Below are 11346 nucleotides of genomic sequence, written 5' to 3'. Positions count from 1 at the left end.
CGTTTGGACAATACACGTTATCTAGTTTTGAGGGAACACCTCAAACTACATAAAAAGGTTTGTCAGAAACGCAAACCGTAAGGCTTGGTGGCGATGGCGAAGAGGTCACACCCGTTCCCATACCGAACACGGAAGTTAAGCTCTTCAGCGCCGATGGTAATTGGGGGCTTCCCCCTGTGAGAGTAGGACGCTGCCAGGCTTCATTATTCCACAGTAGCTCAGTGGTAGAGCTATCGGCTGTTAACCGATCGGTCGCAGGTTCGAGTCCTGCCTGTGGAGCCATTGGAGAGCTGTCCGAGAGGTCGAAGGAGCACGATTGGAAATCGTGTATACGGTCAACCCCGTATCAAGGGTTCGAATCCCTTGCTCTCCGCCATTAAATAATGGCCCGTTGGTCAAGCGGTTAAGACACCGCCCTTTCACGGCGGTAACACGGGTTCGAATCCCGTACGGGTCACCATTTCAATATTGGAGGATTAGCTCAGCTGGGAGAGCACCTGCCTTACAAGCAGGGGGTCGGCGGTTCGATCCCGTCATCCTCCACCATATATACGAAATATCATCGCGGGGTGGAGCAACGAGCATAACATCGTGAGTTACTACGAGTTGTCTCGACGCATTAAACCACGAAGCGAATCTGGAAGAGGAAGAGACAGTCTTCAGTCTTGACATCGTCCGTTAACTTTCATATCATCGCGGGGTGGAGCAGTCTGGTAGCTCGTCGGGCTCATAACCCGAAGGTCGCAGGTTCAAATCCTGTCCCCGCAACCAAAAAGAATTTATACATAATGGATCCGTGGTGTAGTGGTTAACATGCCTGCCTGTCACGCAGGAGATCGCCGGTTCGATCCCGGTCGGGTCCGCCATTTCTAAAAGTTATTTTTAATATTAAATCAATTGGCTCGATAGCTCAGTCGGTAGAGCAGAGGACTGAAAATCCTCGTGTCGGCGGTTCGATTCCGTCTCGAGCCACCATTTTGAGCAGAGTTAGCTCAATTGATAGAGCAAGGAGCATTACTTCTTCGATTGTGCTACGACTTGTCTCGACGCAGGCTGCTGCAAAGTAACTTCTTGCAGAGGAAGAGACAACGGTATTGGTTGAACATCATTATTGCTTCGCCGACTTAGCTCAATTGGTAGAGCAACTGAATCGTAATCAGTAGGTTGGGGGTTCAAGTCCTCTAGTCGGCACCATCAATCACTGTTTCTTTTCAAGAAGTGATAAAAATTTCTTCTTGAAAAATGAATAAATATCTTGTAAAATAGTATTTGTCTCTAATGGAGGGGTAGCGAAGTGGCTAAACGCGGCGGACTGTAAATCCGCTCCCTCAGGGTTCGGCGGTTCGAATCCGTCCCCCTCCACCATTTATTTTCCTATTGATAATAGGGGCATAGTTTAAAGGTAGAACAAAGGTCTCCAAAACCTTTGGTGTGGGTTCGATTCCTGCTGCCCCTGCCATATGGCGATTGTGGCGAAGTGGTTAACGCATCGGATTGTGGTTCCGACATTCGTGGGTTCGATTCCCATCAGTCGCCCCATATTATTGGGCTATAGCCAAGCGGTAAGGCAACGGACTTTGACTCCGTCATGCGTTGGTTCGAATCCAGCTAGCCCAGCCAATTTATTTGCGGAAGTAGTTCAGTGGTAGAATACAACCTTGCCAAGGTTGGGGTCGCGGGTTCGAATCCCGTCTTCCGCTCCATCATGTTTTGGCGGCATAGCCAAGTGGTAAGGCACGGGTCTGCAAAACCCTTATCCCCCGGTTCGAATCCGGGTGCCGCCTCCAATACATATATTCCCCATGCCGGGGTGGTGGAATTGGCAGACACACAGGACTTAAAATCCTGCGGTAGGTGACTACCGTGCCGGTTCGAGTCCGGCCCTCGGCACCATTTTTGAATATATGTAGCTTATTAATTAATATGCCAGTGTGGCGGAATTGGCAGACGCGCACGACTCAAAATCGTGTTCCTTCGGGAGTGTGGGTTCGACTCCCACCACTGGTACCATTTACATAGGACCAAAGACCTTTGACGAGATCGTTGAGGGTCTTTTTTATTTTACCCATGTTTTGCTTCCTTTAATTTAGGGCATTGAATAGTAAGTGCGGATCTTTTAAAAACAAGCAGGTCTAGAAAAAAAGTTTTTACATAGGGTGGAACAATAGCTTTTTGAATATCGTTCGAAAATTGAAGGAGGCATGTTATGACTGTTACAGGGTATCTTGTCATTAGCGTAATTGTCATTTTAGCTCTCGTTATTTTTATTCCAGCTGGATTTATTTTATGGATGTATTACGTAGATTCAAGACAAGAAGAGCATTCCGTGCTAAGAAATTTTCCTGTTCTCGGGAAGATAAGGTACATTGTTGAGAAAATCGGCCCTGAACTACGACAATATTTATATAACAATGATAACGAAGGAAAACCTTTTTCGCGAAATGACTATCAGCATATCGTAAAGGCTGGAAAATACAATGAACGAATGATTGGCTTTGGGTCAATGAGAGATTTTGAAGAAGAAGGCTATTTTATCCGAAATACGTTATTTCCAAAACAGCGGAAAGAGTTGAAAATCGATAACGGCCAAAAAATAAAAACAAAAGTGTACAAAATTGATAATGAAAATTTATTTAAACGAAAAGAGCACCGGATAGATGTAGAGGTAGACCCCTATTATTTGACGGATGACGAGGCGATCATCATCGGCGAACAGACATGTAAGTATCCCTTTAAGCTGAAAGGGTTAGTTGGTCAATCCGCCATGAGCTTTGGCGCCCTCGGGGACAGGGCGATTACCGCTTTATCGAGGGGACTTGGTTTAGCCGGTGGAACATGGATGAATACAGGCGAAGGCGGTTTATCGAAATACCATTTAAAAGGCGGAGTCGATATTATCATGCAAATTGGGCCAGGGCTTTTTGGTGTTCGGACAAAGGACGGCCAGTTTTCGTGGGAAGAATTTAAGCGTAAAAGTGAAATTGAACAGGTGAAGGCGTTTGAGCTGAAATTAGCTCAAGGGGCAAAAACGAGAGGCGGGCATGTTGATGGTGAAAAAGTAACGCCGGAAATTGCTGAAATGCGGAATATTGAACCGTGGAAAACGGTAGACAGTCCAAACCGCTTTAATGAATTTGATAGTCCTGAAACAATGTTTGACTTCATTGAAAGGCTAAGGGATGTCGGAGGAAAGCCTGTAGGAATTAAAATCGTTGTCGGTGATATTGATTCGTTAGAGAACATGATCGCTATTATGGCCAATAGTGGCAAAGGACCCGACTTCATTACAGTGGATGGCGGTGAAGGTGGAACAGGGGCAACCTATCAAGAACTGGCTGATTCCGCTGGTCTTCCCATTAAATCCGCTTTACTTATTGTCGATGAATTATTGAGGAAATATGAAATCCGTGATCGGGTCAAACTTATTGCGTCTGGTAAACTGGTTACCCCTGACCGGATTGCAGTCGCGCTTGCGATGGGAGCTGATTTAGTAAATGTTGCGAGGGGATTTATGATTTCTGTGGGCTGTATTATGTCACTTCAATGCCATACGAATAACTGCCCGGTTGGGGTGGCGACAACCCATCCGAAATTGCAAAAGGCATTGAGTATTGAAGAAAAGTTATACCGAACATGCAATTATGTTATATCGCTACGATCAGGGTTATTTAATTTGGCAGCCGCTTGCGGGATCGATTCTCCTACCAAATTTGAAAAAAAGCACATCATTTACAAAGATAAAAAAGGAAAAGTGTACTCAGTTGACGATAGTAATCAATTAAGCAAAACGTTGAAAACATAAATAAAAATAATAGTTATATTTATGAAAAATGGGACTATAATAAAAACAAGGTATTGTAGGTTTTAGTGCAGGGCTTCGTTTGACATGAAGCCCTGCACTTTTTTATTTGACAATATACGATTCAGAATGGCCGCCATGAATTTGAATAAACATTTTTTCGATGGCTTGAACCAATTTTTTCGCTTCATCTTCATTCATCGAAGGGCGAACGTAAACAAGATGAACCGCGGACGATGTCAAATCATTGATCATTGTTCGTTTCGAGTCAACTATTGGGCTGCCAAAAGCACCGCAGCTGTCCGAAGAAAGTAGTTTTCCATTCATATTCATTAAACGGCCGTTTAACCCTTCGTATTCATCATTAGCCTTTCCCAACCGTATTTCAATATCGCCGAAAATGTTCCCGGCGTTATATATGCCTAAAGGGATCCCATATTCTAAAGAAAAGAAGTTGTTGATATCGACAGCAGAATTCACAAAGCCGATCCCTTTGCCACCATATGCTCTTCTCAGGAGGGCTTCGGAAGAGGGACGATATCGGGAAGGATCGATGCCTAACGTTTTAAATATGGCTCTCCATTCTCTAACTGAATCATGGTCTTGCACCGATTGGCTATCTAGTTTTAAAGATTCTAGGAATAATTGGAATCTCCCTTTAAACATTTGCGGGGAGTCTCCAATCACGATATCATTATACTGAATCACTCCCAATTTGAAATCAGGTATACGTGCTTTTATTTCATCAGAAATTACGACCATTACTAATTCACCTCAAATGTGAAATGTTAGTATATATTTTAACATAAATCTATAGTTTATTTACTTTTATATGAAAGGAGGATCTTAAGATGACAGGAGCCCAGTTGAAAGAAGAAATTATTGCATATAGTAAAGAAATTGGCATCGACAAAATTGGTTTTGCTTCTGCCGATGTTTTTCATGAGTTGAAAGAGCGGCTTAAAATTCAGCAAGACCTTGGATACCAATCAGGATTTGAAGAAAGCGATATTGAAAAGCGAACGAATCCACAGCTGCTTTTAGACGGTGCCGCCTCGATTATTTCAATTGCGCTAGCGTACCCTTCAAAAATAAAAAATCCTCCTAAAAGTATAAAAGGTGCGAGAAGAGGAGTCTTTTGCAAGGCTTCCTGGGGAAAGGATTATCATTATATTTTAAGGGAAAAGCTCAGTCTCTTAGAGGCTTTTATCATTCAAAAATACCCGGAAGCGAAAGTGAAATCGATGGTTGATACGGGCGAATTATCTGATCGGGCAGTAGCTGAACGCGCCGGTATTGGATGGAGCGGGAAGAATTGTGCCATTATTACACCTGAGTTTGGTTCCTACGTTTATCTAGGAGAATTGCTCACGAATCTTTCCCTTCCTCCGGATGTTCCTGCCGTTGATCAGTGCGGAACGTGCAATAAATGTGTGGAAGCCTGTCCGACAGGTGCGCTTGTTCAAGGCGGGCAGCTTGACTCGAATAAATGTATTGCATTTTTAACACAAACAAAGGATTTTCTCCCGGATGAATATCGAAACAAAATCGGAAACCGCCTATATGGTTGTGATACATGCCAAACAGTCTGTCCAAAGAATAAAGGCAAGGATTTTCACCTTCACCCGGAAATGGAACCTGATCCTGAATTGGCAAAGCCGCTATTAAAACCTCTTCTTCGGATGAGCAATAAGGAGTTCAAAGAAAAGTTCGGACAGATCTCCGGTTCCTGGCGAGGAAAAAAACCGATTCAGCGTAATGCGATTATTGCTCTGGCACATTTCAAAGAGGGCTCTGCAAATGAAGATCTAATTTACTTGATGAAAGAAGACCCTCGTCCTGTCATCCGGGGAACAGCAGCATGGGCTCTAGGTAAAATTGGGGGGGAAGGAATCAAAGAACAATTAATTGAAGCGAAAAAGAAAGAAATGGACACAAATGTACAGAAAGAAATCGAAAAAGGTTTAATAATGTTGAAAAAAGGCGAAATATAATCATCGCATTGACGGTGTAAGTTCGTTACTATAGAGATTAAGGAAAAAAATTAAAGGTGACTTTAAGCAAAAGAAATTTTAACCTGAGCTAAAGAAGGGATTTTTATGTGTAATATTAAGACATTACTCTATTATGAGGAAATGGAAAGCTTAATTGGTCCTTTAACGATTGTGGCCACGGAAAACGGCGTTTGCTGCATTGAGTTTGGAACATTAGACGAAAACTTGCCTTCGCTTGAATCATGGATGGCTAAACATTATTTAAAAGGAGAACTAATTCATGATGGCAATCGTTTACGCTCCGTCATCGAGCAGATTGAGGGCTATTTTTCAGGAGCATTAGAAACTTTCGATATTCCATTAGATTTGTTTGGAACCCCGTTTCAGTTAAAGGTTTGGGACCAATTAAGGAAAATTCCTTATGGTACAACATGTTCTTATAAAGAAATTGCTCAGGCCATCGGTGCGCCAAAAGCGGTAAGAGCGGTAGGAAGCGCAAATAACCAGAATCCTGTCCCAATTGTCATCCCATGCCATCGCGTTATCGGAAGCAATGGCGCACTCGTTGGGTATGGCGGTGGACTTGATAAAAAAGAAATTTTATTAAATATTGAACGAAAATCAAATCAAAAAACATCGTAAGAGCCGTAATCGACGGTTCTTTTTTTATTGCCCGTTTACATATGTTTGTATTATGACCAATGATAGACGGGGGAATTTACTATGTGGTTTGATGATTTGAAAGAGTACATCCAAAGACAAACGGAATGGATGGTTCATACCGATACACCGCATGAAGGCTATTTACAAGAAGGAGAGCGGGAAAGTTTTTTGCGGAAAAAGCTAATGCTTGAAGAACGGAAAGCGAATATTGTAAACAATAACGTTCAGGCAAGGGTATTAAGGGAACAAACAATCGAAAAAACGAAACAGATCGATTATTTAGTCCATTACAGTTATTTAATTCGGCAAGGTTTTGATTTTTATATTGAAGAGCAATTGCAAGAGAGAAGGGCAACTTTTATAGATGATGTAATGGTGTCAGATGAGATGATAACGCCTGAAGGAAAGCCGTCAGAAACGGTTAAAATTGATCGGGAAATAGATCCTGCCTTTAACCGGAAATTCGAATATAATCGGCTGGAGGCTGTTAAGTACGCTGAGCGATGGTGGAATACATTTAATCCTGCATATAAAGCATTTGATGTCGATTGTACGAATTATATTTCCCAATGCTTGTATGCTGGAGGAATTCCCATGACCGATCATACGATTCGAACAAAAGGATGGTGGTTTCGGCAAAACAACTGGAGTTTTAGCTGGACGGTCGCTAATGCGTTTCGCTGGCATTTAAGCGGATCCAGGTCAGGCTTAAGGGCGCAAGAAGTTTCTTCAGCCCATCAATTAATGCCCGGAGATGTGATTTGTTATGATTTTGAAGGGAATGGCCGCTGGGACCATACGACGATTGTAGTAGGAAAAGACAGTGTCGGTGAACCGCTTGTCAACGCCCATACGACAAACAGCCGGATGAGATATTGGGGATATGAGGATTCAACGGCTTATACGGAAAATATTAAATATAAGTTTTTCCGCATTGTTTCATCTTCTTAAGAAGACAAACATTCTTCCAGGCTATATCTTTTAAAAAAGTGTTATAATGTTTGGTAAGAAGAGAAATAAGGAAACATTAGAGGTGAGCTTTTTTGGCTTTACATGTTGTACTTTACCAACCACAAATTCCAGCTAATACAGGAAATATTGCGAGAACTTGTGCCGGAACTGGAACATCATTACATTTAATCAGGCCGCTCGGCTTTTCAACGGATGATAAACAATTAAAGCGGGCAGGCTTAGATTATTGGGAGCACGTAGATATCCATTACTATGACTCATTGGAGGACTTTTTCACTGCCTATCCAGAAGGCCAATTTTTTTATATAACAAAATTTGGTACAAACACGTACAGTGATTTTAATTATTCTGATCCTGAGCTTGACTATTTTTTTGTTTTTGGAAAAGAGACGACGGGGTTGCCTGAAGAACTGCGTCTTGCAAATGAAGAGCGATGTTTGCGCATACCAATGAACGAAAATATTCGCTCATTAAATTTATCCAATACGGCTGCGATTTTAATTTATGAAGCACTAAGGCAGCAAAATTTTCCTGAATTAATCTAAAAGTTAAAAACCGAAGTGGATCTTTCGAGATCAACTTCGGTTTTTGTATGTAGCGTGTATTATTTTGTTCCAGGGCGGTCGTTGTACCCCGCGGTAAAAATAGCCGTTAAAAACGCTAACATGACAATTAAAATGAGGATAAAGCTCATCGTTACTCCTCCTTTAAAAATAGTATGGCCATCTCTAGCTTAATTATAGTCGAAAAAAAGGACGCTGTGAATGGAGGATTAACAATTCTCTATTTTTTGAATTTATTCCAAGGAAAAATCGTAAAGACATCGAATGATTAAGGACATCCTCGCATAAAGTAGATTAACACATTGGTGAACCACCAATATTACGCAAGGGGGTACTTATGGATATTTTACGCAAAATCCAAATGCACCGTGAAGAGGAAAGACGTCTAGCCTGGGAAGGTACCTTCGCAGAATACCTTGAGATTTTAAAAGAACGTCCTTATGTTGCCCAATCCGCTCATTCCAGAGTCTATAATATGTTAAAAGATGCCGGAATTGAGGAAGAAAATGGCCAGAAAGTGTATAAATTTTTCAGCAATGAGATTTTTGGGCTAGAGGACGCCATTGAGCGTCTCGTTGAGGAATATTTTCATCCTGCTGCGAAAAGGCTTGATGTCAGGAAACGTATTTTATTGCTAATGGGTCCAGTATCCGGGGGAAAATCAACGATTGTCACGCTTTTGAAAAGAGGGTTGGAACAATATACGAAAACGGAAAAGGGCGCCGTTTATGCCATTAAAGGCTGCCCGATGCATGAAGATCCGCTTCATTTAATTCCTCATCATTTGCGGGAAGATTTTTATAAAGAATACGGAATTCGAATCGAAGGAAGCCTATCGCCATTAAATACAATGCGATTAGAGCAAGAATATGATAATCGGATCGAAGACGTGTTAGTCGAACGAATTTTCTTTTCCGAAGATAAGCGGACAGGGATCGGTACATTTAGCCCATCTGATCCGAAATCGCAAGATATTGCCGATTTAACAGGCAGTATTGACTTTTCGACAATCGCGGAGTACGGGTCAGAATCGGATCCGCGGGCGTATCGGTTTGATGGCGAATTAAACAAGGCGAACCGCGGAATGATGGAATTCCAGGAGATGTTGAAATGCGACGAGAAATTTTTATGGCATTTATTATCCCTTACGCAAGAAGGTAACTTTAAGGCGGGACGTTTTGCGCTCATTAGCGCGGATGAATTAATCGTTGCCCATACCAATGAAGCAGAGTATCGTTCGTTCATTGCTAATAAGAAAAATGAAGCTCTTCATTCAAGAATTATCGTCATGGCCATTCCGTATAATTTACGTGTTTCAGAAGAAGAACGCATTTACGAAAAAATGATTAAAGCCAGTGATATGGCCCACGTTCATATCGCTCCGCATGCTTTAAGAGTGGCGGCTATATTTTCGGTTATGACCCGTTTGAAAGACTCAAAGAAGCAAGGCATGGACCTTGTGAAGAAAATGCGCTTATATGATGGCGAAATTGTTGAAGGATACAATCATGCCGATCTTGAAGAATTAAAGAAAGAATTCCCGGATGAAGGAATGAGCGGAATTGATCCCCGCTACGTCATCAATCGAATTTCGTCCGCTATTATTCGTAAAGAAATACCATCGATCAACGCACTCGATGTTCTTCGCTCATTAAAAGACGGTTTAGACCATCATGCATCGATTACAAAGGAAGATAAAGAACGATATATTAATTTTATTTCTATTGCCCGCAAGGAATACGATGAAATTGCGAAAAAAGAAGTTCAAAAAGCATTTGTGTATTCGTATGAAGAGTCTGCAAAAACATTGATGGATAACTATCTGGACAATGTGGAAGCATATTGCAATAAAAACAAGCTGCGCGACCCGTTAACAGGAGAAGAAATGAGCCCGGATGAAAAACTTATGCGCTCCATAGAAGAGCAAATCGGTATTTCGGAAAATGCGAAAAAAGCGTTCAGGGAAGAAATTCTCATCCGCATTTCCGCCTATGCGAGAAAAGGGAAGAAGTTCGATTATAATTCGCATGAACGGCTCCGCGAAGCAATTCAAAAAAAATTGTTTGCTGATTTAAAAGACGTTGTAAAAATCACAACATCAACGAAAACACCGGATGAAGCCCAATTGAAAAAAGTAAACGAAGTTATCGCGAGGCTTGTGGATGAGCATGGCTACACGACGACCTCAGCTAATGAGCTGTTACGTTATGTAGGAAGCCTGCTTAATCGATAAATTAGAAAAGCGCAACCTTTTAGGTTGCGCTTTTTACATGATAGAGGGATATTTCCAGATCATGTGATAATGTTAGAAGCCTTTTTGAAAGTGCCCAAACTTGTATTTTTTCTTTAAATAATGGTACAGTGATAGTATATTTGCGTGTTTAAAAATGTATAAAACCTACAATAATGAAAATGAACAAAACAATTCAATTGGGTTTCCTGTTTGAAAGGAAAGTGAGCTATGGGAGAGAAGAAAAAAAGCAGCAGTTTATGGGATTGGATCAAAGCGATCGCTGTTGCCCTTGTGATTGCGTTTTTAATTAAAAGTTTTTTATTTCAGCAATATATCGTTTATGGGGAGTCCATGATGCCAACGATTCAGGACGGCAATCGGTTAATTATAAATAAAATCAGTTACGATATTAGTAAGCCTGAACGGTTTGACGTCATCGTTTTCCATGCCACCCCGAAGGAAGATTATATTAAGCGGATCATCGGCCTCCCCGGTGACCATATTGCATATAAAAATGACCAGCTTTATGTAAACGGCAAAAAAATAGCTGAACCTTATCTCGATAAATATAAGAAAGAAGCGGCTCCAGGAAAACTTACTGAAGATTTTACGCTGGAAGAAGTCACAGGACAGAAAGTCGTTCCACAAGGAAAATTGTTCGTAATGGGTGATAATCGCCAAAAAAGTGAAGACAGCCGGATTATCGGTTTTGTCGATATGAAACAAGTTGTTGGAGAAGTTAACTTACGGTTTTGGCCATTTCACGAAATGCAAGTCATGAAATAAGGTTTCAACTCGCCAATTATAGGGTATTCTTTTTTCAAAAGAGGTGATGCTCTTATGGCAAAGAAAGATCAATATGTAGAAAAACCGGAAAACAGTTCTATGACGCCTGATTTTGAAGAGATGAAAGAACATGGAAAAGTGATGGACCATATGTCAACAAATAAAGAACTGGAAAAACAGGGGAAAACACCGGATCCAGTTCAACATGACAAAGAGAAATAAGCGAAATATGAAGAAGCCCTTTTTCTTAAGAAAAAGGGCTTTTTACTTTTAAAATATTACTAAATTTAATTAGCAATTCTCCTCATATCTAGCATAGGATAAAGTAACCAACCC

9 protein-coding genes, 16 tRNA genes and 1 rRNA gene are annotated in these 11346 nt (G+C 41.3%); 25 read left to right on the top strand and 1 reads right to left on the bottom strand.

The window, feature by feature from the left end:
- The first annotated feature begins 83 nt into the window (after positions 1-83).
- The 18 genes from rrf to WD019_RS14230 all read left to right on the top strand — a co-directional run bounded on the left by rrf (position 84) and on the right by WD019_RS14230 (position 3802).
- A 5S ribosomal RNA gene (gene rrf / locus WD019_RS14315) occupies positions 84-199 on the top strand.
- Between the two features lie 8 nt (positions 200-207).
- Positions 208-282 (top strand) — tRNA-Asn (locus WD019_RS14310).
- 2 nt (positions 283-284) lie between these two features.
- Positions 285-376: transfer RNA gene (locus tag WD019_RS14305), tRNA-Ser, on the top strand.
- A gap of 9 nt (positions 377-385) precedes the next feature.
- A tRNA-Glu gene (locus WD019_RS14300) sits at positions 386-460 on the top strand.
- 10 nt (positions 461-470) lie between these two features.
- Positions 471-546, top strand: a tRNA-Val gene (locus WD019_RS14295).
- A 148-nt stretch (positions 547-694) separates the two neighbouring features.
- Positions 695-771: transfer RNA gene (locus WD019_RS14290), tRNA-Met, on the top strand.
- Between the two features lie 19 nt (positions 772-790).
- Positions 791-866, top strand: a tRNA-Asp gene (locus tag WD019_RS14285).
- A 33-nt stretch (positions 867-899) separates the two neighbouring features.
- Positions 900-975: transfer RNA gene (locus tag WD019_RS14280), tRNA-Phe, on the top strand.
- 143 nt (positions 976-1118) lie between these two features.
- Positions 1119-1194: transfer RNA gene (locus WD019_RS14275), tRNA-Thr, on the top strand.
- A gap of 86 nt (positions 1195-1280) precedes the next feature.
- A tRNA-Tyr gene (locus WD019_RS14270) sits at positions 1281-1365 on the top strand.
- 20 nt (positions 1366-1385) lie between these two features.
- Positions 1386-1459: transfer RNA gene (locus WD019_RS14265), tRNA-Trp, on the top strand.
- A 4-nt stretch (positions 1460-1463) separates the two neighbouring features.
- Positions 1464-1539 (top strand) — tRNA-His (locus WD019_RS14260).
- Between the two features lie 6 nt (positions 1540-1545).
- A tRNA-Gln gene (locus WD019_RS14255) sits at positions 1546-1620 on the top strand.
- Positions 1621-1628: 8 nt separating this feature from the next.
- Positions 1629-1703: transfer RNA gene (locus tag WD019_RS14250), tRNA-Gly, on the top strand.
- 9 nt (positions 1704-1712) lie between these two features.
- Positions 1713-1787: transfer RNA gene (locus WD019_RS14245), tRNA-Cys, on the top strand.
- 17 nt (positions 1788-1804) lie between these two features.
- Positions 1805-1893, top strand: a tRNA-Leu gene (locus tag WD019_RS14240).
- 32 nt (positions 1894-1925) lie between these two features.
- Positions 1926-2010, top strand: a tRNA-Leu gene (locus WD019_RS14235).
- A gap of 196 nt (positions 2011-2206) precedes the next feature.
- Positions 2207-3802: an FMN-binding glutamate synthase family protein gene (locus tag WD019_RS14230; protein WP_425711924.1), complete on the top strand. Its 1596-nt coding sequence runs from the start codon at positions 2207-2209 to the stop codon at positions 3800-3802.
- Between the two features lie 102 nt (positions 3803-3904).
- Here WD019_RS14230 and WD019_RS14225 read toward each other — a convergent pair whose 3' ends face one another.
- The gene (locus WD019_RS14225; RefSeq protein WP_425711923.1) at positions 3905-4561 is read right to left on the bottom strand and encodes a B3/B4 domain-containing protein; all 657 of its coding nucleotides are present in this window, start codon (positions 4559-4561) and stop codon (positions 3905-3907) included.
- Between the two features lie 89 nt (positions 4562-4650).
- Between WD019_RS14225 and queG the strand changes: the two genes are divergently transcribed.
- From queG to WD019_RS14190, 7 genes are all read left to right on the top strand, one after another.
- A complete protein-coding gene (gene queG / locus WD019_RS14220) occupies positions 4651-5793 on the top strand; it encodes a tRNA epoxyqueuosine(34) reductase QueG (protein WP_026677209.1) in 1143 nt (380 codons plus the stop codon).
- A gap of 105 nt (positions 5794-5898) precedes the next feature.
- Positions 5899-6435 carry a methylated-DNA--[protein]-cysteine S-methyltransferase gene (locus tag WD019_RS14215; RefSeq protein WP_026677208.1) on the top strand — a complete coding sequence of 179 codons (537 nt, stop codon included), beginning with the start codon at positions 5899-5901 and terminating at the stop codon, positions 6433-6435.
- Positions 6436-6516: 81 nt separating this feature from the next.
- On the top strand, positions 6517-7407 hold the full coding sequence (locus tag WD019_RS14210) for an amidase domain-containing protein (protein WP_425711922.1): 891 nt from the start codon (positions 6517-6519) through the stop codon (positions 7405-7407).
- A 92-nt stretch (positions 7408-7499) separates the two neighbouring features.
- Positions 7500-7973, top strand: coding sequence for a tRNA (uridine(34)/cytosine(34)/5-carboxymethylaminomethyluridine(34)-2'-O)-methyltransferase TrmL (trmL, locus tag WD019_RS14205; RefSeq protein WP_425711921.1), 474 nt, complete (start codon positions 7500-7502; stop codon positions 7971-7973).
- 355 nt (positions 7974-8328) lie between these two features.
- Complete coding sequence (locus tag WD019_RS14200) at positions 8329-10224, top strand: PrkA family serine protein kinase (protein ID WP_026677206.1); 1896 nt, start codon at positions 8329-8331, stop codon at positions 10222-10224.
- Between the two features lie 228 nt (positions 10225-10452).
- Entirely contained in the window at positions 10453-11010 is a 558-nt protein-coding gene (lepB, locus tag WD019_RS14195; protein ID WP_026677205.1) for a signal peptidase I, read from the top strand.
- 54 nt (positions 11011-11064) lie between these two features.
- Positions 11065-11232 carry a hypothetical protein gene (locus tag WD019_RS14190; protein WP_169729201.1) on the top strand — a complete coding sequence of 56 codons (168 nt, stop codon included), beginning with the start codon at positions 11065-11067 and terminating at the stop codon, positions 11230-11232.
- The last annotated feature ends 114 nt before the right edge of the window (positions 11233-11346 follow it).

The sequence above is a fragment of the Fictibacillus sp. Mic-4 genome, from assembly GCF_049843615.1.
Classification (GTDB): Bacteria; Bacillota; Bacilli; order Bacillales; family Fictibacillaceae; genus Fictibacillus_A; species Fictibacillus_A gelatini.
The sequence above is the reverse complement of the archived record's forward strand: the minus strand, read 5'-3'. Positions and strand labels throughout refer to the sequence as shown.